Source organism: Sulfolobus sp. B1, from assembly GCF_007050195.1.
Classification (GTDB): Archaea; Thermoproteota; Thermoprotei_A; order Sulfolobales; family Sulfolobaceae; genus Saccharolobus.
Genome location: NZ_QIMI01000014.1, coordinates 1 through 22,260 on the forward strand (window position 1 = coordinate 1; position 22,260 = coordinate 22,260).

Sequence of the window (22,260 nt, forward strand, 5' to 3'; positions counted from 1 at the left end):
GAAAATGTCAAAAACAAGAAATTTAACATACTCCCGGGATTGGGTAAGATGGTAAATTGGATTGCAACTGACGAATCAAGACATATCGCATTTGGGGTATATTTAATAGCTAGACTCATAAAAGAATGGGGGGAGAGAGTATATAAGGTAGCTATGGATCATTTGAATTACTTAGCTCCCTACGCTATAGGAATATTTTCAGAACCAGGCGTTCCTCAAGAAGGTAAGATACCTTTTGACCTAACCCCGGAAGTAACTGTTGAATACGCTAAGAAATTATTAAATGTGAGGATAGACGCTGTTAATAGAGCTAAGGAAATGAAGTTAGAGATGCTTACTCCTAAGGATTTAGGCGTTATAGAACAGTGATGGTGAGATAAATGTTACTAGATTTAAATTTTGAAATTAGTGAAGACTTAAAGCTAATTCTGAATAGCCTAAAGGAAACCTTAGATTCACAATGGAGCACAAAGAAGTTAAGATCAGTAATAGAGGGTAATAAGGAATACGTTGACAAGATATGGAAGGAAATAATTAGGCTTGAAATCCTGCCTTACATTTCTAATTCATCCCTCAAAGACGTAGTTATATTAAATGAATTGATAGGAAGCAGATTATTGCCCGGAATAGTTGCAAGTAGTATTATTGCGTCTAGGGGAATTAAGGATAAGGATGTATTGAACAAATTGTATGCAGGTGAAGTGAAAATAGCTATTTCTGATTCTAACATGGTACCATCTGGAGATCAAGCTGATCTTATATTGATAAATAATAAGTTAATTAAGAGGAAAGAGTGCAACAGTATTATTACTTTTAATTCATTGGATAATACAATGAAAATTAGTAAAGTAGAATGTAACAGTAATGAGACAATAGAAGTTAATAATGCCGAAATTGCCTTATTACTATCTTCACAGATGTTGGGAAGTGGAGAAGAAGTCTTGAACATGTCCGTTAAGTATAGCAAGGAGCGAATAGCGTTTGGAAAACCTATAGGTTCTTATCAAGCAATAAAGCATAGGGTAGTAAATGACGCAATAGATATTGAACTAACGAGGTCTATTGTTTTAGAGGCTTCAGAAAATATAAAATATGCTTGGTTAGCTAAGGATATTGCTAATAGGAAAGTACCTAAAGTAATTATGAGTGGTATTCAAGTTCATGGAGGAATAGGATTTACTGATGATATCGATATCCATTTGCATTTAAGGAGAGCGTTAACGCTGAGTAAAATATATAATGAAAGAATTAATATATCTGAGTTTCTATGAAGAATTATCAGATACGCATATAAATGATCAACTGCAAATAATGTTTTGGAGTGGGAAAGTGTTAGAAGAAGTTTATCTGGTAGATTTTCTTAGAACACCTTTCACGAGATTCACTAGAAAGGAACCACAGAAGGATCCTTTCTATAATTTAAGACCAGAGGAAATAGCCAGTTTGGTTATCAATAAGTTGATTGAGAAAAATGGAATAAATCCTAGTGAAATAGACGAAATAATAACTGGATGTGCGTTACAAGTAGGTGAACAGTGGTCTTTTGGAGGTAGACATGAGATTTTTGCCGGCAAATTGCCTTATACGATTCCTACTATGGCTGTGGATAGGCAATGTGCATCTTCACTATCAACTGTGAGTATAGGGGCAATGGAAATAGCAAGTGGGATGGCTGATATAATAATTGCAGGAGGAGTCGAGAAAATGTCAAAAACACCTATGTTTGACAATCCACATATAGAAATAAATACTAAATTTCTAACGGATCCTAAATACTCTGATTACGATTTGACTACTGGCTATGTAATGGGATTAACTGCCGAAAAATTAGCTGAAGAAGGTAGAATAAGTAGGGAAGAAATGGATAAATGGTCATTGAGGAGTCATCAGTTAGCGTGGAGAGCAACTCAAGATGGTTATTTTAGAGGAGAGATAATATCGGTAGAGGTAGAAGGAGAAGGTGGAAAGAAGATAACTCTGAACTCTGACCAGTCAATAAGACCTGATACAAGTCTTGAGAAATTATTACAATTACCTCCTGCATTCAAGCCAAATGGATCAATTACCGCCGGTAACTCAGCTCCACTCAATTCCGGAGCTTCTTATGTTTTATTAATGTCTAAAGAAGCTGTGAAAAAGTACGGACTTACTCCAATGGCAAGGATATTAAGCTTTGGTTTTGCCGGAGTTCCTCCTGCCGTTATGGGAAAGGGACCAGTCCCTGCTTCTAAAAAAGCTCTAGAAAAAGCCAGACTGAGCCCTAAAAATATAGATTTATGGGAAATAAATGAAGCTTTTGCTGTAGTAGTACTTTACGCCATAAAACAGTTAGAGCTAGATGAGAACTCAGTTAATAAGAGAGGTGGGGCTATCGCAATAGGTCATCCTTTAGGAGCGACTGGAGCTAGACTGGTAGGAACGCTAGCGAGACAACTCATATTAGAGGGAAAAGATCACGGTGTAGCTACCTTATGTGTAGGCGGAGGTCAAGGGGGAGCAATAGTTTTGGAAAGAGCTTAATCACTTCTAATTAATATTTTTCCATATCTATTTTTATCCCTTAGCATCTCTAAAGCCTTGCCAAATTCCTCTATACTCACTTCTCCTCCTATTATAGGTTTTATCTTACCGTTCTTAACCATATTTAAAGCCTCTATAATGTCTTTCTTATTTGCACCTGCATGACCTATTAAACTAATATCTTTCAATATTAGGTAGCCTAATTTCAAGTTATAGGATATTGACGGATCTAAATTTCCTATCTGTATAATTTTACCTCCTTGCCTAACCGTCTTCATGCTCTCATCTAGAGTAGCAGTTCCTACGTTTTCAATTACGACTGAAACGTCTCCTATCCTTTTGGCTTCTTCTGCAAATTTATTTCCAACAATTACATAATCGGCAAACTTAGAGACTATTTTAGCCTTTTCTTCATTACTGGTAACCCCTATTACTTTACAGCCTAAAGCCTTCGCTACTTGAAGAGCATGAATTCCGACGCCTCCACTCGAACCAGTAACTAAAACTAAGTCTCCAGCCTTTACATCAGCTTTCTTTAAGCCTCTATATACCATTGCAATTACACAAGGTACTACTAATGCTCCCTCATCATTTACACCCTCCGGTACCTTTAATAAGCTATTAGCTTTAACTATGCCTTTTTCGGCAAAGAAACCATCCAACTCTTGAGCATAGAGTAATTTATTTTTACAATAAACTTCCTCACCTAACTTACAGTGTTCGCAAGAAAAATCCGGAACGAATAGCATCGAGGTCACTTTTTCACCTTCTTTAAAATCTATAACATCTTCACCTACTTCCTCAATAGTTCCTACCACTTCATGACCCAATATTAAAGGATATTTTGACCTTGGATAAAAGCCTTCAATCTGCAAAAGATCTCTGTAGCAAAGAGATGCCTTATTTACTTTTATAACTACTTCATCTTTCTGCGGCTTTGGCTCCTTAATGTTTTCTATCTTATATCCTTGTTTGTAGCCGGGGAGAATTACGGCTTTCATACATAACATATGTTAATTGTCTAATTAAAATTTATTCTAAAAAATTGTAATATTTTTAGAAGGAATTATAGAAAGCTCTTTTCAATGTTTGTCCGATTAAACCTATAGCATCCATTCCTTGATCTATTATCGAGAAGAAGGATACAAATCCGTGAATCACATTATTAAATCTAACACTTGTTACCTTAACTCCCGATTGTAACAGTTTATTTGCATAAGCTTCTCCTTGATCTCTTAATGGATCGTATTCAGCAGTAATAATTAATGCTGGAGGTAGTCCGGTTAGATCGGCGATTATAGGTGAAAATCTGTAATCTAATAAGTCAGCTGGGCTTCTTAAATACTGGGAACCGAACCACTCTATTTGGTCTCTAGTTAAAAAATACCCCTCTGAATACTCTACTAATGATCTTGAAACGTTATCTAGGCTGACAGCAGGATATATTAATATTTGGTATTTGAGATTTATGTTATTTCTCTTTGCAAGTATAGCAACTACAGCAGTTAAATTTCCTCCTGCACTATCTCCACCAATAGCTACTCCCATTTCCCCATGAAGCTTTTCTGCATTTTCGTATATCCACTTCATGGCATCAAAGGAGTCTATAACAGCCGAAGGAAATTTATGCTCTGGAGCTAATCTGTAATCTACCGAAGCTACGATGCAATTACAAGCGTTTGTTAAAGCTCTGCACAATGGATCATAAGTCTCTATATCGCCTATTACAAAACCTCCACCATGGAAGTAAACTAGAATTCCATAAGGTCCGTTAGATTTAGGATAATATAGCCTAACAGGTATCGTAGCTTCACTACCTGGAACTTTAATGTCTTCAATTTTTCCAACATCCATTCTTGGGGCTTGTGAAGAAAGATCTCTAAATACTTTTCTTATCTCCTCTACGGGGGCTTTACCTATAGGTATGTTAAAACCTGAGTCTAATAACTTCTTCAATTTAGGGTCTAGTGGCATAAATAATGTTAGAATTTAAGGTAAATAAATTTACTTTATAAAAAGTTGGTTAAGAAATGAAAAATTATTTTCCTAAATTCGTTTGAAGAACTATGATTTTAAGTATATATCTTTCTGATAATTCGAATCAATATCATTGTTAATTAGTAGTGCGTATTTAGCATTTAATTGGCTCCAATTATTTAAATATTCTAACGTTTTATCAAGGGAGAGTTGATCAGTCAGAAAAAGACCAACATTTACATCTACATTCTCATAAATGTTCCTAATTATTCTATCTTTTTCTGTAATACCGGTCCAATTATCAACAATAATATATTTCCAATATTTTCTACCTATAAGATCCTTCAGAATCTTCTCCCTATTAATATCGTTGAGTTGAGTAAATGGATTTCTTCTCAGCCTAAGTAAAAAGGTATTTCTCCTAATTTTTACTAAACTATCTAAAGGATACCGTCCATCAACTAAACTTTCTATATGATATCCTAACCTTAGAGATAAATTTGACATTCCATCATTATCTATAAGTAAAACTCTGTTTTTCCTTCCCAAAGAATGAGCCATCTTTATAGCCAAGCTAGTCTTCCCTATACCTCCTTTGAGGCTCAAAATATATATCGCAATACGCATGATGAAAATTTAGATAAAAAATATATTTAAGGATTGATTAGATAGTTTTTAACACATTAAGAGTTTTGTATTTTCTTCCATTTTCTCCAATCGCCAAATTTCTTATCGTATTCTGGGCATCCTCTTCTCCAGTTTATTCCTCCTATCCAATCAACGTTAACAAAAATATCATAAAATTTCTTCTCGTTTAAACTTACTTTTTCCTTTATATAATATTTTATACTATCTATGAATTGTCTCATTTCATCTTCCGTATTAAAGTAGAAAATGATTACTCCCTTACTCATTAAATTGATTGGGAAAGGAAATAAAGTATACTTACCAGGCATATCTTTGACGTTTTTTAAAAACTCATCTAGAGGTACCTTTAGCGAACTAATAGGAACTCCTAATTTATAACAATATAATGAATTATTGTGTTGTAGTCCCTTTTCGAACGATAACCAGCAATCTTTACATTTACCCCAATTCTTTCCAAATCCAATCCACTCCATCTTTAATAAACCTCCTTTATGAAGTCCTCAGCCATCTTTAGATCCACTTTTAGAGGATTTCCACTGTTATTTACCAATTCCGAATAAACCTTTGCGTATTTTAACGCATCCTCAAGAGAAGGAACAAACTCAGATAATCTCTTTCTTACTCCTATTTCTTTTAGGAAATTATTTATCGAAATATATAGAGGCTCTCCATCTTCTATCTCCTTCAATTTATGCTTAGCTATTTCATAGTTAAACTTTACCGCGGTAGGTAATGATATACATGATGTAACGCCATGAGGTATGTTAAACCTTGGACCAAAGACGTAACCGAACATATGACTCATCCCCATTTTGACATACCTCATAGTAATTGATGATAGCCAAGAACCTATTTGGCAATTAAGTCTATCTTCCAAGCTTTCCAAATTTCTTAAGCAATTGATTAATTTTTTATACCCCTCTATAGCTAATGTATCGGTAAATGGAGTAGATTGTGTTGAGTATAACGCTTCTATAGCATGATCTAATGACCTAACACCCGAAGTTACTAATAACCATTTAGGAGTCTCTAATGTAGCTCTAGGATCTAGTATAATTACGTCAGCATCTTTGCCTAATTTACTACTCTTAACTCCATCAACTGTGTAACCACCTGATCTAGTATGCTCTGCTCCCGAAAGAGTTGTTGGTATTGCTATATAAAATGCGTCAGTAACCAATTTAATCCCATCTATAATACTACCCCCTCCAAGGCCTATTACTGTTTCATAACCTTTTAATTTCTCATATAGAGAGTTCAAGTCAGATTCTGGAACGTGTTGTCTAGGTCCCTCGATAACATTTGCACTCACTAATTTAAGAACTTCCGATAAAATTTTACTTTTCAATAAACTTCTCGTTGTCACCAGTGCTACTTTCTTCTCTTTTATGTTAATAAGCCATTCTAAGGCATCATATCCATAAATTACTTGTGCCGTTGGATAATTTAATTTATACATTAAGTATTGTAATGCGCTTTACTAAATAAAGTTTATATCTTACGTAACCTAAGATCCATAGAAGATCTTAGAGGATCATACTCCTTGCAAAAAGTTCTTTTAACTTTTCTCTTTCCAGCTCGAGCTTATTCCTTAGTTCTAAAAATTCTTCTAAATGTTCTTTTAAGACCTTTCCTTTTTCCGTAAGCTTGTACAACTTTTTGTTCCCTTCCCCTTCGACTATTAATACATTCACCTTAATTAATTCATTGACATATTTCTGTGCGACCGCGTAATTTATACCTGCCTCATATATCACTTTAGTTATGTTGCAAGACTCTTCACAACTCTTCAATATATCCAATATTATCTCAATAGATGATCTCTTCCTTATTTTATAATTCATACAGTATAAGAATGCAATCGAAATTAAAAGTATTTTGTTGAAAATTTATATATAATTGAATTTTATATCAGTAGTTCGAGATTCAGAAGACACATATAAACGCATTTCGAATTCAAAAGGTATAATAGAAATATGTTAGTACAAAATATTACCACCAATTAGCTGAAAAGTAATAATGATTCAGCGCGAGATTTTTAAATTATAAACCTAATACTCGATCTAATAATCGTACGAGTTTTATTATTACGTGGGTGAGCTGCTAAACCGTTATGTGACATAAAATTAATATTATACAAAATTCTTCTCATGCTGTAAGGTAACTATACATTACGTGATAATTTTTACGAAAGGGCTCATTTGCTGAACCTTTTAAAAAATTTAGGACTACAATTTATGACTGTCAGTACATAAAACGAATTTATAATATGTTCAATATTTGATAGAAAGTTCCTATTAAGTTTACATGATTTCCGTCATCAATCTTATTATTATGTCAAATGATTTCCAGGTTTAACATAAGAATGTTTAAGGTAGTAATAAAGCTTAAATTTCTATTGCGTTAAATAGTACACATGGAGAAAAAAGAGGAAAAAACTTTAAGAAAGGAATTATCCTTGTTAAATCTCGTAATTATAGGAATTACAGGAGCTGTAGGAACTGGAATACTTTTCAGTTCAGCTGCTATGGCTTCGTTAGCTGGTCCTGCAATGGTTCTATCATGGTTGCTAGGTGGTATTTTTTATCTCACGATTGGGTTAACTTATGTTCAACTTGCATTAAATTACCCAGAAGCAGGAGGCCCTTCCAGATACGCCTTATACTCTCATGGCAGAGTTACCAATATGTTAAATGCGTTCTCAGATCTTATTTGGTATCTGTTCATTCCCCCTATAGAGGCCTTAGCAGTAGTAGAAGCAATAAATTTCTTCACATCCCCTCATGGCATAGTTCTTATCAACTCCTCTGGCTATCCTACTAGCTTAGGTGCATTGCTTGGCGTCCTAGTAATGCTTTTATTTATACCTTTCAATTACTATTCAGTTAAGTTCTTTGGGACTTCCACTACCGTATTTGGAATAATAAAACTTTTATTATATCTAGCAGTAGCGTTAGGATTCTTAATATTTCTATTTAATTCTATGAATTTTGTAAAATACGGTGGATTTGTCCCATTTGGATTCGCAGGTATATTCTCTGCTATTCCCTTAGCAATGTTCGCATTTGGTGGAATTAGAGTAATTCCGGATTATGCTGAAGAAACTAAGGACCATAAAGTATTAGGGAAGGCTATTGTTTACACTGTCTTGGGACAAACACTTATTTATATAATCTTTGCAATTGCTTTTATAGGTTCGCTAAATTGGACAGGATTAGGGATAAAACCGGGGGATTGGACTGATATTCAAAACGTGCCAGGTAATCCGTTTATTGACATTGCGGGAGCTAGCAACCTTTACTCTCTACTGATCTTAACAAGTGTAATTGGTATTGTTGGACCATTTGTAGTAGGGTATATCTATCAAGGAGGTGGAATGAGAGTGTTATTTGCGATGGCGCGGTCTAAGTATGTCACAGATAAAATGAAAGAGTTAAATAAGTATTCAGTACCATTGTGGGCGTTAATAGTGTTTAGCGTAGTCGGAGCTATAGTTGCTTACATTTCAGCTCCATTACCTACAATTTACGGTTTAATTAGCGATGCTGTTGTTGCGGGATACATAGGGTTCTCTGTAAATCCAGTAGCGATGCATAGTTTAATCTCTAGAGGTAAAATTAAGCCCATCTTTCCATTATATCAAGTAATTTCATTTCTAGCCTTTATCTTCGCAGGGCTAATAGTTTACTGGAGTGGTTGGCCATCAGTTCCATATGCAGTTTTATTGTTGACAATAGTTTCAGTAATATTCTCAATAGTATATAGAGTTAAAGAGGATTTTATTAATAGCATTTGGTATATTGTATACATAGGATTTCTTACCTTACTAACGTATATTGGAAGTGTTGGTGCTTTATCATTGCTGAACTTTTATTATGCCTCACTAGTTTGTGTCATAGGCTCAGCTCTATTTTATGGTTGGGGAGTAATATCTTCTAAAAAATAATAATTAAATATTAAAAATTTTATTTTTTATAATATATAATTATTATAGTTTATTCCTATATCTATAGGAGAGGCGAATTAAATTAATGAGAACACGGGTAGTTAGTTTAACTTGGAATATACAAGTCATATTTCTATACCAAAACTTTTAATACCGATATTAACCATAATTAATAGGGAATAATAATGGTTTTCAAAAATATAATTTTAGCTTATGATGGATCTGATAATGCAAAAAGGGCATTGGATATAGCCATAGATCTTGCAAAAAAATATGAGTCAAAGTTAATTATTATTGAAGTTATTGATACTGCTATACTTTCTGGGATGGGATTAGCTCCCGTTCCTAATGAAGTTATACAACAGATATATGATAAGGCAAGTAGTGACGTTAAAGATGCTAAGGATAAGGCGTTAAAAAGCGGAGTTAAAGACGTAGAAACTGTCACTGTAGAGGGAGATCCCGCGAGTACTATATTAGATATAGCTGGAAAAAGTGGGGCTGACTTAATAGTGACAGGTAGTAGAGGTCTCTCTACTATAAAAAGGTTATTTCTGGGAAGTGTATCTTCAAGGATAGTTCATGAAGCTAAGATTCCTGTTTTAGTAGTTAAATAGAAATTTTTAATATCATTATAGATTACTAAAATTCTGCCCGTTTTATACACTAACATTTTAGGGTTAAGTTAATATTTGGACTAAACTTATTATAGCGTATGGAGAAAGCGATAGAACCCTGGGGAGTTAATGTACCTTATATTATCTTGGGATTATTATATTGGTTATTAGGTGGTATCTTCTTATATACTAATTTACAATTTCACCCATACTTTATGATGATAGGAAGTTATTCTATATTCTTTGGCATGATCTCAAGATTATTCTTTCCCGCCAGAAAGTACCTCCCGCTACATTTAACATCTCTGATACTTCTAGCTATACCGTTTTATCCGTTTCAAGCCCTAGCATCAGCGTCATTATTAGCTACAGAAATATGGGGGATAAAGGATATAAGATCATATGGTGGTAGATTTCCGATAAATACCTTAGTTCTCTCGTCCCCTATAATTTCGTTAATAGTTTGGAGTATATTTCCCTATAACTACACTCTTTTGATTGTAGGACTGATGTTGTATTTATTGGGAATTAATATTGGAGTATTCACTGCTACATTAAACGCTAAGCCTAAATTTGGAATTACTCAATTACCCATTTTCATGCTTATTTTCATGCTCATCTTTATACAAAAGCTTCTCTTTATCGTTATTTTAGGCTATATAATATGGCTCTTCATTGGCAGTAAGGGTGTTAAAATTAATGCTTCTGCATTGTCTGTCATAATAGTCGCGTTAGCTGTGTCGCTTTCCTATTATTTTTTAGGTGAGTTTACTCATGCTTTTGCATTTGGTATTATGTTACCATTTTTCTTCAGCTGTATAACCTACTCTACTTCAAGGTATAATTACAGTAAAGTTTACCCAATACCTTACCTTTCTGCCTTAGCATATTTCTTTAGATTTATATACTTTACTATCTCTCCGATATTTACTATTATATCTATATTATATTTTATATACTTATTTAAAGATAATATTAGTATAGAAACCATTAAATTAGGCATGTCATCTAAGTATTTACACTAGCTCTCTATTAAGAATTGTAAAATTAATTCAAGGATATATCGTCAGATTGGCTTTATAGTGTGCGTGAATAGTTTAAGAAACGCCTAAACTAGTAAACGTAGTTAATGTGATTTTATAATTTGGATTTATCTATAAGCTTTAAATACTTATAAGAGAACATAATACCACTTATGAAGGTTAAGGAAGTAGTTATAGAAAGAGTACCAATATTGATTGAAGATTCCTATACAATAAAGGATGCTTTAGATATGATGAGAAAGGGTAACACCAACTTTCTGTTAGTTACCAATAAACAAGGAGAAATAGTTGGAATAGTTACGCAAAAGTTAATAATTAGGGGGCTTAGCAGTAACGTCTCCTTAAGTGATAATATATCTAAGGTGATGTCAAGAACCATAATAACAGTTAATGGAGATGAAGAGTTATTAGATATCTTTGTTATGATGGTAAAAAATAATGTAAATTATGTACTTGTAGTAAATAATAGCGGTAGACCAATAAGTGTATTATCACTTAGAGAAGTACTATATAGTATTCAGAAGGAGTGTGATCGAGAATAAATTCATAAATATTAGGAAATGATTCTATATTGCAAAGTGAGGAAAGTCTAGCCCAAAATTTAGGGAAGAAGTCAGCATTCTAGAGGTAAGGGATGAAAGCGTGTTGTAAAATCTCGTTGTATGATATAAAGCTAATCACTTAAATATTTTATATGGAATAAAGAGTTTGAAATGGTTAGATATGCAATAATAACCGGGGCGGGTAGTGGAATAGGTTTTGCGACTTCCGTAAAATTAGCCTCACTAGGTTATGGAGTAATAATGGGAGATATTTCAGAAAATATTCAAGAAAGAGCTAACAAAATTAGAGAGATTACAAGGAACGAGAAAGTTATTGGACTTAGGGTCGATGTTACCGATTGGAATTCGTGCAGAGAATTTTATAACAAAGCATTATTAGAGCTAAACATCGATCACGTAGATATATTAGTAAATAATGCTGGAATAATAAGGGACTCATTATTCACAAAAATGACTCCCGAACAATGGGATCAAGTAATTAAAGTGCATTTGTATGGGACTTTTAATATGACGAAACAAGTAGTTGAAGGGATGATAAAATACCAGTGGGGTAGGATAATTAACATGTCATCAGCTAGTTGGAGGGGAAACATCGGGCAAGCTAATTACTCAGCAGCTAAAGCTGGAATCATAGGATTCACTTTAACACTATCTAGAGAATTAGGCAAATATAATATAACTACAAATGCCATAGTACCAGGGTTCATAGATACTCCAATGACAGCATCTGTGCCGGAAAAGGTTAGAAAGATAATAATTGATAGGATTCCGATGAGCAGAATAGGTAAGCCAGAGGAAGTAGCAAATGTAATAGCTTTTCTATCATCAGATGAAGCTTCATATATTAACGGTGCAATAATAGAGGTTACGGGAGGGTTAACCTTATGATAGTAGGATTTTCTAGTATGATTTACAAGAAGTATGAAGGATCAACATTTCAACTATTGGCTGAAACTGTAAGTAAGGCTTTAGATATGGCTTCAATGGAACTAAAGCAAATTGATGGTGTGTTTTACACAATATTACCCGGGACATTTGATGGTAAGGCTGCCCTTCACTTCTCCTCCTTTCAAATACCATCATTCCTAGGAATAAAGCCTAAAGTTATAGAGATAGTAGAATATGGTGGGCCTTCAGCCTTAACGATGCTATACAGAGCTGAGAAAATGATAAGCATGGGAGAAATAGAGAACGCTCTATGTATAGTTGGTGGAAAATCTTCTTCATTAAGAGAAAATAGAGTAACTGCAGACAGTGTGGATAGATTTTTTGGAAATGTTCAAATAACTCCTTATGATGATTTCTTCAGAGTATATGAGGATATAAATCCTGTTAGCGATTATGCATTAGTGGCTAAAAGACATGCTAAACTATTCAATACTACTGATGAACAGAGGGCTTTAATAGCCGTAATGCAAAGGAAGAACGCATTAGGAAATGAAAAAGCATTATACCGTACACCTTTGAGTGTGAAGGAAGTCTTATCCTCAAGGATGGTTAGTGATCCATTAAGACTATTAGAAATAGTGTATCCAGTAGATGGGTTTCACGTTTTTGTATTGAGTAAACATTCAAGAAAATCAAATTTAAGACCACTAAAGATAGAGTTTTATGGGGAAGCTCATTGGTCCGAGATGCCAACAGAATTGAATGATATTATATACACCCCTGCTATAGAAAGTAGTAAAGGTGCGAATTTAAATAAAGTAGACGCTTTTCAATTATATGACTCCTTTACCATAACGGTCATGCTACAAATAGAGGATATTGGACTTAGTGAGAAAGGCAAGGGAGGTAAGTTTATTGAAAGTAATGATATCACATATCAAGGAAACGTGCCAATAAACACTGGAGGTGGATCATTAAACGTTGGTCAACCAGCCTATATGAGTGGAGGTGTGATATTAGAAGAAGCTATAATACAACTAAATGATATGGGATATAACCGACAGGTTAAGGGCGTTAATAAGGTTTTAATCAACGGAATTGGCGGATGGAATAGAGGACATTCCGTCACTATGGTCCTAGCAGGTGAATAATGATGTATGAAGAAATTAAAAAGAAATATACGGAAATGTTTGAGAGAAACAAATTACCTTACATAAGATGTAACAACTGCTCATATATATTCTATTACCCTAGAGATTATTGCCCAAAATGCGGATCACGGAAATTAGAAGTATTAGAAAGCAATGGTTTAGGTAAAGTTTTTTCGTATACAAAATTTTTTAATAAAGAAGGAAAAGAAATAATCTATGGAATAGTAGAACTTAATGAGGGATTTAGAATCTACACGAATTTCACGAGTAACATAGATATTGGAGACAGAGTTAAGGTGAAGTTTATAAAAGTAAATAATAAGATAATACCAGTATTTGATAAAGTATGAAGTTAGGACGTCTTTTATTAAACTAGAGATTGTGGTAGGATATACATCTTCAACACCTAAAGATATACAAAATTATTTAATTTATTTGATTTTATAACTAATAATTTATTAACGAGGGGAACATCTAAGGCGAGGAAGTCAGATTAATGTCTACTACTAGGAGTTTTGATTTCATCAACCTAACTCCTAAATCTTTATTTTCATTACATATGTTTTTAATCTAATTAGCGTTAAGTCATACAAACTTTGCTAGTTATCCGAAACTGTAGTTAATGAAGATTGAAAATTAGTAGTTCTTGAGTTTAAACTCCTTGGAGAGTAAGGCTAACTAATTATACTCTTCATAATTTCCATCATTCTCCTACCGTTCTTTAGCATCCACAAATCATTGTTAAAAAATATGTATACCTTTTCGGGATTTTGTTCAAGAATTCTATGTGCTACTTCAATCAACTCCTCTTCTTTATACTCATAAAAATACCAGTTTTCTCTGCCATGCATTCTCAAGTAAACGATCCCCGATGTATTTACCAAGTACGTTCCAATTGGAGAATCTATTGAAACTACTGTTACCTTCAAGTCCAACTTCCTCCTATACCATTCTGGATCTCTAAACTCGATAGCCATCTTATTCCCCACTTCATTCTCGAATTTTTTAACCCTATTAAGGTTCTCCTCATTAAACTTAAATGAGGGAGGCATCTGGAATAAGTAGAAATCCGGATTTAGTTCCCTTATATTATCTTCAAATTTTCTCCAAATTTCAATATCAGATAATCTCTTCACGTGAGTTATCATCCTATTTACCTTAATTGCCCATCTTATGTTATTATATTTCTTCCACGAGGATATTTGCTTACTAGTCGGAAATTTATAGAAACTAGCGTTTAATTCTACTGCATTAAAGCCTGAGTTCTTTACGTACCAATCAAGGTTTTTCTTTGGGTTCCAGCTGTACATCCAACCAGAAGTTCCTATATAAACTTCCATTATTATGTATATGTGAAGATTGTTTTAATCATTAACTCTGTTAAAGTAAGCTTACTGAGGATTTATGAGAAAAACTAATAAAAGGTTATGTAAAGACGTATATTATTATGTGTTTGCTTAGGACTATTAATGTACAAAGACCATTACTTTCCAATGATATACTTTTGATTGAAGAGGAGGAATTCGAGAAGCTTGGGGACGAAATTTATATTAAAGTATTAGCTTCTGATAGAAGAGGGGATGAGATAAGTAAGAGTTATTATTATTTTATTGTCAACAAGTTAAAACAAATTGGTCTACTGGTTGATAATGCAATAGGATTTAAGGTGGTATTTCCATTTAAGACAAAATCAGATAATATTTCAATTAGTGATGGGATAATGTTCATTACCGATAATAAGTATCTAGTTTATTATTATACTAAAGATTATGATTATAACTGCGAATTTTGTCCAGTTCAAAACGAGTGTATTTACGATTTAAAAACATTAGCTAAACTGACCAACATAAAGATAAGGAACGAAAAATTAAATGATGCTTGGATTTACCTTATAGAGAATGTGAGAAGAGACGTCATATCCAGTTTGAAATTTATGAGAGTTAAGGCGGAAGGTTTAAGTATAGAACATAAGAGCTTAAGTGAAGCTAAGAGGATTAAGCAGAGTATCCAAATTACTGACATTAGATCTTATTTAGAGGATAAGAGGAGGTTACAAAATGAGTAAAGATTCACTGTAAAGGGTTGGAGGAAGCCAGTTACGTTATTTGGCTATCAATCTTAGCTCTAATATTTTGAGGATTTAATAATAAGGTTAGGAGCCCCCGTTAGAACACCTCAAAAATACTAAATACTTCTTACCTTTCACGAACGAAAAGGAAGCCTCACCTTTGGGTTTAGGAATAGTGAACATTAAGTTTTCACATAAAAGCTAAGAACATGTTAAAGGCTCTATAAAGAAGATGGTAAATAAGTTTAGGTAAAATGCTAAATGCATCAACTGATTTCCTAGAAGATTTAAACTTTACACTTAAACTTTTTATTGATAGTATCTATAAAGTTATATATTTAATATTTATATAAAGAATTGAGAAAACATAATCTAAGCATGTATATATATATTTTTATTAAATGTTTCTATAGTTGTTCAGCTGCAAGTACTAAGTATAAAAACTATTTAACTTCTAGGACTAGAAGATACTTCTGGGGATAGAAGTGATCTTTTCAATCCTTTAACTAAAAGTTCTAGAAAAGATTTCTTTAATAGAGAGATAGAAAAGGTTTAAATCTCTATCGTCATCAATCTCTTTAGTCTTAGGCCTCAGAAGTACTGGAAAATCTTCAGTAATAAAAATTGCCATAAATGAAACGCAACTTCCGTATATCTATATAGATATGGGAAAATACAAAGAGACGAATTATATATCATTTTAAGGATTTCATACTTGACATTGAAAAAGAAATAAATAGTTTAACTGTAAGTTACCTTCACTAATGAACTTCCTCAAACGAATAGAGGTTGTTAGCGTACTAGGTGATGAAGTAAAGTTCCATTGGGGAGAGAGTTAATAGGGTCAAATTTTCGTCACTGTTAGAGTCACTTGACGAGTAGGCTGATGATAGAGTTATTGTAGCTTTAGACGAAGCTCAAGAACTAATTAATTTAAGGGGAGCAAATTTGATTTATCTTTCCTTCAATAATCTGAGGAAAGTCAAGACTATATTAACAGGATTAAAGATTGGTTTATTATATAGATACTTAAAGATAGAAGACCCTGGTTCTCCTCTATACGAGAGAGAAATGAACAGAATATAATTTACCCCTTTTGATACAGAGAAAAGCAAGGAATTTTTAGAGAAAGGATTTAAAGAAGTTGGAATAGGTTTTTAGTAAATATGATTAAAATTTACGAAGCAATGGGAGGAGCACCAAGTTGGTCAAATTGCTTCAGATACTACTCCTATCAAAATGAGGACTATGATAAGGCTTTAGAATTGACCTTACCTCAAAAGATGCTACTGAATATAAGATTTCAGCAAGTATTGACGGTAGGTTAAAGTCTCCCTTTCTTATTGTACTCTCTTTATCCTAACTAGATCTTTCAGTCTCTCCCAGTCTTTATCGTTGCTAACAACCGTATAATTCAGTCTCTTAGCTATTACAGCGTTTATTGCTTCACCTAGATTTACGTCTCTCTCAAACATTATTTTTATCCCTTCTTCAACATCCTTAAGGGAAACTTCAACTACTACATCTTTTATCTGCGATAGTGTGAGGTACAGGAAATTCAAATAACCTTCAGCCCTTCGTCTCTCTCCTCTTTTAATAAGCTCATGGTGTTTCCTGCGTATGACGATGGCAAGCTCAATGATTGACACTAAACTAACGATAAAGGGCTCCTTAACCTTTACGAACTGCTTAGACACTAAGATATCTGTGTCTAAGAGGTATTTTTCTTCCATCAAGGAATTTCAGCCTAAATCCTTCATAAACCTTTTGGATAACTCCTCCTCAGCCTCTTCATGAACTTCTTTAAAGTCAAGCTCTGTTACTAACCTTATGAACTCCTCAGTAAAGAAGTTTGAAGCTTTCTTGCTCGCAGCTTCAGCTAACTCTTGATTATCAGTTAAAAAATATCCATTACCTAAGTCGATTAAGTAGACTTTCTTACCCTTATATTCAGGTATATAGACTCTCCCTTTTTCGTCAACTTTTCTCTCAACTTTTTCCCCTATCATATTCCCACATGTATAGTTTTTTGCAAATTTATTTATAAACTTTCTTTTCCTCTCTCTGCTTCCTTTGAAAAGTTCATCTTGAAGGACAGTTAAGATGTTCAACTAGCTAATTCCACAAATGCTAACAATTACATACTGCAGAAAATTTAATTAGAAAGGAATTTGAGAACTTCTTGAAGAACAGAGTTGTAACCAGTAAAAGATATATAGTAATAATGAGGAAAGTTGCAAGTAAATGCAGTTGGTGGAGTGAAATAAAAAGGGCTTTGGATGACCCAGAAGGTAGAAAATAACCGATTCTGAGGCATATAATTATTTAAATCATCTAGAAGAGGTGTTGTGGTTGGTAATAAATGATGAGAAATATTGCCCAGCAGAGAAGCTAATAGGAAGAGTTTTTAGAGGCTATTAGGTAAGTTCCAAAACTTATTCCCCAGATCAGCTCTGGGTAAACGATTAATCTCTCCATACCACCTGGTCCGAATGGTCCATAAATTTTTAAGACGTAAAGGACAAGGGTGAATAGAGTGATAATTCCTAATACCGTCCAAAAGTAGTTTCTCTTCAACGAAGTGAGAATCGCACCAATTCCTCCAAATAAGAATGCTATGAGTGCTGAAATCGAATGAATGAGACCGGTATATTCAGGGAATATTCCAACTAGCATAGAGCCTAATCCTGTTAATAGTATTATGTAAGATACTGAATGATACTCTTTCCTTATTAGCAGAGAAGAAATAATTATTAATATGCCCATGAAAATTATTGATGAATTGAAAATTATTGCTGTGCTGCCTACTCCTAAATCGCTTATGTAGTTATATTTTACAGAATAATTTGGATAAAAGAACTCTGATATTAACATTAGTAAGAGGAATTCACTTACACCTATTGAAACTAAATAGCCAGCTAGATTAATTCTGCTCATCATATATAATGAACAATATATATTTAAATCATAAACGATTGAAAATATGGATTATAAAAAGACTATGCATAGTATAAGTATTACTCACTGCTTTGTGTGAAAACGCTTGATTTATTATCTCAAAAAATTCTTTATGTATATTTATAGAAAATCATAAAATTAATATTTAAAACATTTAATATAGTAAAATTTTTATATAGGAATTATGGATGTATAAAAATGTTTCAAGTTACAAATTAATAGATAGACTCCATGTTTTATATCTCGACAGAAGGAGTACGACTTATTTCCATATTATTGAATGATTTGGCGTATTTTTATTCACTTATCACTGAACTAACTTGTTAACTTCCTTAAATTTAGATGGGTCACCTAAAACGAATAGAACTTCCCCTTCTTTAACTTCAGTGTCTTTTTCAAAATAGGGATCTAGGTTACCATCTTTTAGTATTGCTATTGGTATGACACCATTAGGTAAATCTTTAAGTTTTATAACTCTTTTAACTTCAAAAACTCCTATTGCGAACTCCCTGCTGTTTGTAGGATAAATCATACCAGCAAACTGTTTAGATACTGAAGCTGAAGCCATCATTCTCCCTAAAACTTCCTCAAACGGTATGACAATATCAGCTCCGGCTGTTCTCATAATATCCATCATTGATGAGTCCTTAACGACAGTAACTATTGTTAATGGCGGATTTATCTTTTGTACCTTCAAAGTTAGCAGAAGGGTTTCTGAATCATCATCCATTGCTATTATAGCTGACTCAGCGTTATTAATTCCAGCACTTATTAAATTATCCTCATTTTTAGGATCTCCCAAGATTACCTTATCTCCCTTTAACAATTTTTGAATTTCTTGATTATTTGTAACTACAACATAGTCCTTATCCAATTCTTCTAGCTTCCTCACAGCTGACAATACGCTTCTCGAATTCCCTAGTACTACAACATGACCTCTCATATGCTTACCTCTCCATCTAGCCCTAGCATCAATCCAAGTATTTCTATTCACAATTGTTAAAATTAAACTTTGTGCCATACTCGCAAATAGTCCTACACTGAAAACTATGCTTAAAGTTAAGAATAACTTTTCTTGTGAAGGCATAGAGTAAATACTTGGCGCGTAAAGTCCAACAGTAGTTATAACGTTAACAGCTGCATAAATTGCAGAAATCCAATCTAAATGTTGATAGTAAACAAATATTAAGGCTATAATATATACTACAATACTTAGCATTAATAACTGTAAATATATTTTTCTAATAACTGAGTAAGGTGATGCAAAAATTTCCATAATCGGTATTATTCTTCTATTCCATATTTCGTTTTTATTCACAATATAAGTCTTACAAATTCATATTAAATAAGCTTTGACAGTAATTATTTGCGATAAATATGTGAGTGTACATCATATGAATAAAAACTCTAGAAGTATATACAGCTCTTTATTATAGTATTCGTTTTCCTCATAATGGTACCGCACATACTAGTGCTAAGGAAAAGAAAATAATACAACTCATAGGTAACTAGAAGTTACGAAGTTGAGGAAAGCCTCGCCCTTTAGGGCGGGAATGACAAATTTTTAAGCGTAAAAACATACCCTAGATGGGAGAGGTTCTCTGACCCTCTCGACTGCCCCTCAGATGTAAACATGAATCTATGAGGAGAACGCTCTAAGGGGGAGAAAGTCAGAAAAGTCTCTACTCTCTCACCTTTTTCTTCTAAAGCAGGAATAAACAAATTAGCGAGATTATGCACCCTAGATCTAAGGCTAACATGGAAAACGCAAAACTATGCGTTAAATATAATACAAAACCTACAAAAGTTGGGGCTATCATAGTGCCAATCTGAGAAACGGCGTTTGCAAAACCTATGGAGGTACCAGCTCTACCTTCTCCACCTATTTTCATAATTAATGAGTCAGTAGGAGGTCTATACGAGAACGAGAAAATTCCAAGAAAGAAAGCTTCAGTTAAAACAAGCAGTGGAAAAGAGGTTATAATAATTAATAAGGTCAATGCAATAAAGCCTATCAAATTAACCATGATGACTTTCTTATCTCCAATTATTGAAACCAGTCTCTCTACGCTCAATATACCAACTAGCTGACCAAGTCCAAACAAAAGCAAAAATGACGAGGATAATATAACTGGAATGTGCCTATATAATACGAGCATCGAGAATATCCAAGTTGTAGTACCCCATGTTGCCCATAATTCGCCTAACCTAATTAGAGTAGATAAGGCGATTTTCTTATCAAAGAGTACTTTGAACGATTTCTTTACTTCAGTGGAATTTACTCTAATGTTGATTTTCGTACTTATTACTACTAGCAATAGAAAGGCCAAGGAGAAGAATAAGAAAAGATATCTCCACGAATTTAAGATTAAAGATGATATTAATCCTAATAATAAAATCGTTATAGGACCAGCACTCTCTAATATCGCTACATAAAATGTTAAATGATTAGAGTAAGATACAGCTACGATTTTCATAGCTGAGGGAAATATTGAAGAAGCTACTAATCCCTCAAGCAAATAGATTAAAGTTAAAACTAAATATGATTTAAAGAATAGGAATAGTACTAGATTGAGCAATACTAAGAATATTGAAGAAATGGCAATTGCTTTACTAGGTCCAATCTTATCTATTATTAACCCCCATGGAATTGACATTACTATGTAACCTATATAAAAAGACGTGGCTACGAATCCCACTTGTACCGGATTTAAATGTAGAATTATGGATACAGGCAAAGCTATAACTCCCCAACTTAATCTTATTAGTAACTGAAGGAAGGTACCATACCATCCAGTGAGAAGGTTCCTCAGCATAGAAATAGTCTTAACGTTTACTGTTTAAAAATTAATCACTTTAAAAGTCAAAATCAGCCTATCTTTATATTCATGAAATAAACGTAGTTTAACTAAAACTTTTAATATTTTAAAAAAGGGGAAGATAGGATAGGCTATGGAATTAGAGAAGGAGATTAAAGTAAACCATGAGATTACCTCGCTCTTTAAGATACTTTCAGATCCTTGTTTCATTATACCCAAAATTTTCCCTTCTATCAAACATATAGAGTGTAAAGGGGACGAGTTCAAAGGAAATGGAAACCTTTCTATCTTGGGCGAATATGATTTCAGAGGGAGAGTTTACGTCGGTGATTCGAGGATTAAGTACATTTATAATACGACTAAAGGAAATGGAACTCTAGAGATAGAGAAAGTGAATGTAGGCATAATTAAACTGAAACTTGAACATGATAATGGTTTAAGCTCTTATTTTATAAGATTCTTATTTTCGTCTAACCTAAGGAAGATGGAAAAAGAATTAGATGAAGAGATAAGAATAGAAAGAATCAGAAGAAAAATATAATTCTTTGTATATATTTTAATGAAAATCCTTATCTTAAAGTTATTAAGCTAATTCGTTAGCAATGAAAAAATTTTACGACAAATTTTGTATGCATATTTATATTCGAAGTATCATGTGCCACAACATATAATGGACGGAAAGAATAGGGCTTATCCATATGATGCCCTAATGCCGACTTGAGGTTTACAAGCTTCTTTAGCTAATTCTTCCGGTGAATCGAAATACTTTGGTTTAATGACCTTCCTTTGATCTATGTACTCTGGAAAGGCTCTTGCTATTACGTCAGACGATAATCCAGTGTGATTTAACACAAGTAAGGGCTTTCCCATTGCGTAAGCCATGAATATTTCTATCATTGTTCCTACTTCACCACCTAGAGAGACTAAAACATCAGATGATCTTACCAACATCACAGATCTGCATCTAAATTCACAGCCCGTATTAACTCTTATTACATTTACTGGTAAATCTATATCTTCCCTCTCTATCGGTAAGAACACTATCACCTCTAATCCCCTTTT

General features: G+C 33.4%; 27 protein-coding genes and 1 pseudogene. 15 read left to right on the forward strand and 13 right to left on the reverse strand.

Annotation, left to right across the window (positions count from 1 at the left end; genetic code table 11):
• The 3 genes and pseudogenes from DMP16_RS01960 to DMP16_RS01970 form a co-directional block, all read left to right on the forward strand.
• Positions 1 to 369 (forward strand): annotated as a pseudogene (locus DMP16_RS01960) (ribonucleotide-diphosphate reductase subunit beta); the annotation flags it as partial.
• A gap of 11 nt (positions 370 to 380) precedes the next feature.
• Positions 381 to 1,271, forward strand: coding sequence for an acyl-CoA dehydrogenase family protein (locus DMP16_RS01965; RefSeq protein WP_143576852.1), 891 nt, complete (start codon positions 381 to 383; stop codon positions 1,269 to 1,271).
• Positions 1,272 to 1,329: 58 nt separating this feature from the next.
• A complete protein-coding gene (locus DMP16_RS01970; RefSeq protein WP_083216441.1) occupies positions 1,330 to 2,520 on the forward strand; it encodes an acetyl-CoA C-acetyltransferase in 1,191 nt (396 codons plus the stop codon).
• Here the strand turns inward: DMP16_RS01970 and DMP16_RS01975 are convergent.
• From DMP16_RS01975 to DMP16_RS02000, 6 genes are all read right to left on the reverse strand, one after another.
• Positions 2,517 to 3,521 (reverse strand): acryloyl-coenzyme A reductase, encoded by a 1,005-nt coding sequence (locus DMP16_RS01975; RefSeq protein WP_069282822.1) that lies wholly within the window; start codon positions 3,519 to 3,521, stop codon positions 2,517 to 2,519. The genes DMP16_RS01970 and DMP16_RS01975 overlap by 4 nt on opposite strands.
• 55 nt (positions 3,522 to 3,576) lie before the next feature.
• Positions 3,577 to 4,494: an alpha/beta hydrolase gene (locus DMP16_RS01980; RefSeq protein WP_069282823.1), complete on the reverse strand. Its 918-nt coding sequence runs from the start codon at positions 4,492 to 4,494 to the stop codon at positions 3,577 to 3,579.
• 90 nt (positions 4,495 to 4,584) lie between these two features.
• A complete protein-coding gene (locus DMP16_RS01985) occupies positions 4,585 to 5,124 on the reverse strand; it encodes an AAA family ATPase (RefSeq protein WP_069282824.1) in 540 nt (179 codons plus the stop codon).
• Positions 5,125 to 5,180: 56 nt separating this feature from the next.
• Positions 5,181 to 5,618, reverse strand: a complete 438-nt coding sequence (locus DMP16_RS01990) for a hypothetical protein (protein ID WP_069282825.1) — start codon at positions 5,616 to 5,618, stop codon at positions 5,181 to 5,183.
• A gap of 2 nt (positions 5,619 to 5,620) precedes the next feature.
• Positions 5,621 to 6,604, reverse strand: a complete 984-nt coding sequence (locus DMP16_RS01995) for an iron-containing alcohol dehydrogenase (protein ID WP_069282826.1) — start codon at positions 6,602 to 6,604, stop codon at positions 5,621 to 5,623.
• 67 nt (positions 6,605 to 6,671) lie between these two features.
• The gene (locus tag DMP16_RS02000; protein WP_069282827.1) at positions 6,672 to 6,989 is read right to left on the reverse strand and encodes a DUF4364 family protein; all 318 of its coding nucleotides are present in this window, start codon (positions 6,987 to 6,989) and stop codon (positions 6,672 to 6,674) included.
• Between the two features lie 572 nt (positions 6,990 to 7,561).
• Here DMP16_RS02000 and DMP16_RS02005 point away from each other — a divergent pair.
• The 7 genes from DMP16_RS02005 (at position 7,562) to DMP16_RS02035 (ending at position 13,703) form a co-directional block, all read left to right on the forward strand.
• Complete coding sequence (locus tag DMP16_RS02005) at positions 7,562 to 9,091, forward strand: APC family permease (RefSeq protein ID WP_143576853.1); 1,530 nt, start codon at positions 7,562 to 7,564, stop codon at positions 9,089 to 9,091.
• A gap of 185 nt (positions 9,092 to 9,276) precedes the next feature.
• On the forward strand, positions 9,277 to 9,708 hold the full coding sequence (locus DMP16_RS02010) for a universal stress protein (protein WP_069282829.1): 432 nt from the start codon (positions 9,277 to 9,279) through the stop codon (positions 9,706 to 9,708).
• 98 nt (positions 9,709 to 9,806) lie between these two features.
• Positions 9,807 to 10,733 (forward strand): hypothetical protein, encoded by a 927-nt coding sequence (locus tag DMP16_RS02015; RefSeq protein ID WP_069282830.1) that lies wholly within the window; start codon positions 9,807 to 9,809, stop codon positions 10,731 to 10,733.
• Positions 10,734 to 10,903: 170 nt separating this feature from the next.
• Entirely contained in the window at positions 10,904 to 11,293 is a 390-nt protein-coding gene (locus DMP16_RS02020; RefSeq protein WP_069282831.1) for a CBS domain-containing protein, read from the forward strand.
• Between the two features lie 171 nt (positions 11,294 to 11,464).
• Positions 11,465 to 12,202 carry a 3-oxoacyl-ACP reductase FabG gene (gene fabG / locus DMP16_RS02025; protein ID WP_069282832.1) on the forward strand — a complete coding sequence of 246 codons (738 nt, stop codon included), beginning with the start codon at positions 11,465 to 11,467 and terminating at the stop codon, positions 12,200 to 12,202.
• On the forward strand, positions 12,199 to 13,353 hold the full coding sequence (locus DMP16_RS02030) for a thiolase family protein (RefSeq protein ID WP_069282833.1): 1,155 nt from the start codon (positions 12,199 to 12,201) through the stop codon (positions 13,351 to 13,353). The genes fabG and DMP16_RS02030 overlap by 4 nt, the downstream gene beginning before the upstream one ends.
• Complete coding sequence (locus tag DMP16_RS02035) at positions 13,353 to 13,703, forward strand: zinc ribbon domain-containing protein (RefSeq protein ID WP_069282834.1); 351 nt, start codon at positions 13,353 to 13,355, stop codon at positions 13,701 to 13,703. Before DMP16_RS02030 ends, DMP16_RS02035 begins: the two co-directional genes overlap by 1 nt.
• Positions 13,704 to 14,027: 324 nt before the next feature.
• Here the strand turns inward: DMP16_RS02035 and DMP16_RS02040 are convergent, their stop codons facing one another.
• Entirely contained in the window at positions 14,028 to 14,693 is a 666-nt protein-coding gene (locus DMP16_RS02040; RefSeq protein WP_069282835.1) for a DUF72 domain-containing protein, read from the reverse strand.
• Positions 14,694 to 14,800: 107 nt separating this feature from the next.
• Between DMP16_RS02040 and DMP16_RS02045 the strand changes: the two genes are divergently transcribed.
• The 3 genes from DMP16_RS02045 to DMP16_RS10830 all read left to right on the forward strand — a co-directional run bounded on the left by DMP16_RS02045 (position 14,801) and on the right by DMP16_RS10830 (position 16,749).
• Positions 14,801 to 15,418 carry a hypothetical protein gene (locus DMP16_RS02045; protein WP_069282836.1) on the forward strand — a complete coding sequence of 206 codons (618 nt, stop codon included), beginning with the start codon at positions 14,801 to 14,803 and terminating at the stop codon, positions 15,416 to 15,418.
• Between the two features lie 951 nt (positions 15,419 to 16,369).
• The gene (locus DMP16_RS10825) at positions 16,370 to 16,507 is read left to right on the forward strand and encodes a hypothetical protein (RefSeq protein ID WP_156770060.1); all 138 of its coding nucleotides are present in this window, start codon (positions 16,370 to 16,372) and stop codon (positions 16,505 to 16,507) included.
• Positions 16,508 to 16,587: 80 nt separating this feature from the next.
• Positions 16,588 to 16,749, forward strand: coding sequence for a hypothetical protein (locus tag DMP16_RS10830; protein WP_156770061.1), 162 nt, complete (start codon positions 16,588 to 16,590; stop codon positions 16,747 to 16,749).
• A gap of 12 nt (positions 16,750 to 16,761) precedes the next feature.
• On the opposite strand, the gene DMP16_RS02050 is transcribed toward DMP16_RS10830, so the two are convergent.
• Both DMP16_RS02050 and DMP16_RS02055 read right to left on the reverse strand, forming a co-directional pair.
• On the reverse strand, positions 16,762 to 17,154 hold the full coding sequence (locus DMP16_RS02050; protein ID WP_083216356.1) for a PIN domain-containing protein: 393 nt from the start codon (positions 17,152 to 17,154) through the stop codon (positions 16,762 to 16,764).
• Between the two features lie 9 nt (positions 17,155 to 17,163).
• Positions 17,164 to 17,532 (reverse strand): VapB-type antitoxin, encoded by a 369-nt coding sequence (locus DMP16_RS02055; protein ID WP_255446766.1) that lies wholly within the window; start codon positions 17,530 to 17,532, stop codon positions 17,164 to 17,166.
• Positions 17,533 to 17,603: 71 nt separating this feature from the next.
• On the opposite strand from DMP16_RS02055, the gene DMP16_RS11600 reads away from it, so the two are divergent.
• On the forward strand, positions 17,604 to 17,723 hold the full coding sequence (locus DMP16_RS11600; protein ID WP_342719106.1) for a hypothetical protein: 120 nt from the start codon (positions 17,604 to 17,606) through the stop codon (positions 17,721 to 17,723).
• Between the two features lie 89 nt (positions 17,724 to 17,812).
• On the opposite strand, the gene DMP16_RS02060 is transcribed toward DMP16_RS11600, so the two are convergent.
• The 3 genes from DMP16_RS02060 to DMP16_RS02070 all read right to left on the reverse strand — a co-directional run bounded on the left by DMP16_RS02060 (position 17,813) and on the right by DMP16_RS02070 (position 21,195).
• On the reverse strand, positions 17,813 to 18,361 hold the full coding sequence (locus tag DMP16_RS02060) for a DUF998 domain-containing protein (protein WP_143576854.1): 549 nt from the start codon (positions 18,359 to 18,361) through the stop codon (positions 17,813 to 17,815).
• Positions 18,362 to 18,686: 325 nt separating this feature from the next.
• On the reverse strand, positions 18,687 to 19,697 hold the full coding sequence (locus DMP16_RS02065) for an NAD-binding protein (RefSeq protein ID WP_069282838.1): 1,011 nt from the start codon (positions 19,695 to 19,697) through the stop codon (positions 18,687 to 18,689).
• Positions 19,698 to 20,082: 385 nt separating this feature from the next.
• Positions 20,083 to 21,195: an MFS transporter gene (locus tag DMP16_RS02070; protein WP_069282839.1), complete on the reverse strand. Its 1,113-nt coding sequence runs from the start codon at positions 21,193 to 21,195 to the stop codon at positions 20,083 to 20,085.
• A gap of 136 nt (positions 21,196 to 21,331) precedes the next feature.
• Here DMP16_RS02070 and DMP16_RS02075 point away from each other — a divergent pair, with 136 nt between their 5' ends.
• Positions 21,332 to 21,739 carry an STK_08120 family protein gene (locus tag DMP16_RS02075; protein WP_069282840.1) on the forward strand — a complete coding sequence of 136 codons (408 nt, stop codon included), beginning with the start codon at positions 21,332 to 21,334 and terminating at the stop codon, positions 21,737 to 21,739.
• Positions 21,740 to 21,888: 149 nt separating this feature from the next.
• Here DMP16_RS02075 and DMP16_RS02080 read toward each other — a convergent pair.
• Positions 21,889 to 22,260 (reverse strand): LOG family protein (locus DMP16_RS02080; RefSeq protein WP_185957801.1); only part of this gene is annotated, 372 nt, incomplete at its 5' end.

What these genes read in the sequence shown, in the direction of transcription:
- DMP16_RS01965 (WP_143576852.1), top strand. Translation starts at nt 381, where the DNA reads ATGTTACTAGATTTAAATTTTGAAATTAGTGAAGACTTAAAGCTAATT.
- DMP16_RS01975 (WP_069282822.1), bottom strand. Translation starts at nt 3,521, where the DNA reads ATGAAAGCCGTAATTCTCCCCGGCTACAAACAAGGATATAAGATAGAA.
- DMP16_RS01980 (WP_069282823.1), bottom strand. Translation starts at nt 4,494, where the DNA reads ATGCCACTAGACCCTAAATTGAAGAAGTTATTAGACTCAGGTTTTAAC.
- DMP16_RS01985 (WP_069282824.1), bottom strand. Translation starts at nt 5,124, where the DNA reads ATGCGTATTGCGATATATATTTTGAGCCTCAAAGGAGGTATAGGGAAG.
- DMP16_RS01990 (WP_069282825.1), bottom strand. Translation starts at nt 5,618, where the DNA reads ATGGAGTGGATTGGATTTGGAAAGAATTGGGGTAAATGTAAAGATTGC.
- DMP16_RS01995 (WP_069282826.1), bottom strand. Translation starts at nt 6,604, where the DNA reads ATGTATAAATTAAATTATCCAACGGCACAAGTAATTTATGGATATGAT.
- DMP16_RS02000 (WP_069282827.1), bottom strand. Translation starts at nt 6,989, where the DNA reads ATGAATTATAAAATAAGGAAGAGATCATCTATTGAGATAATATTGGAT.
- DMP16_RS02005 (WP_143576853.1), top strand. Translation starts at nt 7,562, where the DNA reads ATGGAGAAAAAAGAGGAAAAAACTTTAAGAAAGGAATTATCCTTGTTA.
- DMP16_RS02010 (WP_069282829.1), top strand. Translation starts at nt 9,277, where the DNA reads ATGGTTTTCAAAAATATAATTTTAGCTTATGATGGATCTGATAATGCA.
- DMP16_RS02015 (WP_069282830.1), top strand. Translation starts at nt 9,807, where the DNA reads ATGGAGAAAGCGATAGAACCCTGGGGAGTTAATGTACCTTATATTATC.
- DMP16_RS02020 (WP_069282831.1), top strand. Translation starts at nt 10,904, where the DNA reads ATGAAGGTTAAGGAAGTAGTTATAGAAAGAGTACCAATATTGATTGAA.
- fabG (WP_069282832.1), top strand. Translation starts at nt 11,465, where the DNA reads ATGGTTAGATATGCAATAATAACCGGGGCGGGTAGTGGAATAGGTTTT.
- DMP16_RS02030 (WP_069282833.1), top strand. Translation starts at nt 12,199, where the DNA reads ATGATAGTAGGATTTTCTAGTATGATTTACAAGAAGTATGAAGGATCA.
- DMP16_RS02035 (WP_069282834.1), top strand. Translation starts at nt 13,353, where the DNA reads ATGATGTATGAAGAAATTAAAAAGAAATATACGGAAATGTTTGAGAGA.
- DMP16_RS02040 (WP_069282835.1), bottom strand. Translation starts at nt 14,693, where the DNA reads ATGGAAGTTTATATAGGAACTTCTGGTTGGATGTACAGCTGGAACCCA.
- DMP16_RS02045 (WP_069282836.1), top strand. Translation starts at nt 14,801, where the DNA reads ATGTGTTTGCTTAGGACTATTAATGTACAAAGACCATTACTTTCCAAT.
- DMP16_RS10830 (WP_156770061.1), top strand. Translation starts at nt 16,588, where the DNA reads ATGATTAAAATTTACGAAGCAATGGGAGGAGCACCAAGTTGGTCAAAT.
- DMP16_RS02050 (WP_083216356.1), bottom strand. Translation starts at nt 17,154, where the DNA reads ATGGAAGAAAAATACCTCTTAGACACAGATATCTTAGTGTCTAAGCAG.
- DMP16_RS02060 (WP_143576854.1), bottom strand. Translation starts at nt 18,361, where the DNA reads ATGATGAGCAGAATTAATCTAGCTGGCTATTTAGTTTCAATAGGTGTA.
- DMP16_RS02070 (WP_069282839.1), bottom strand. Translation starts at nt 21,195, where the DNA reads ATGCTGAGGAACCTTCTCACTGGATGGTATGGTACCTTCCTTCAGTTA.
- DMP16_RS02075 (WP_069282840.1), top strand. Translation starts at nt 21,332, where the DNA reads ATGGAATTAGAGAAGGAGATTAAAGTAAACCATGAGATTACCTCGCTC.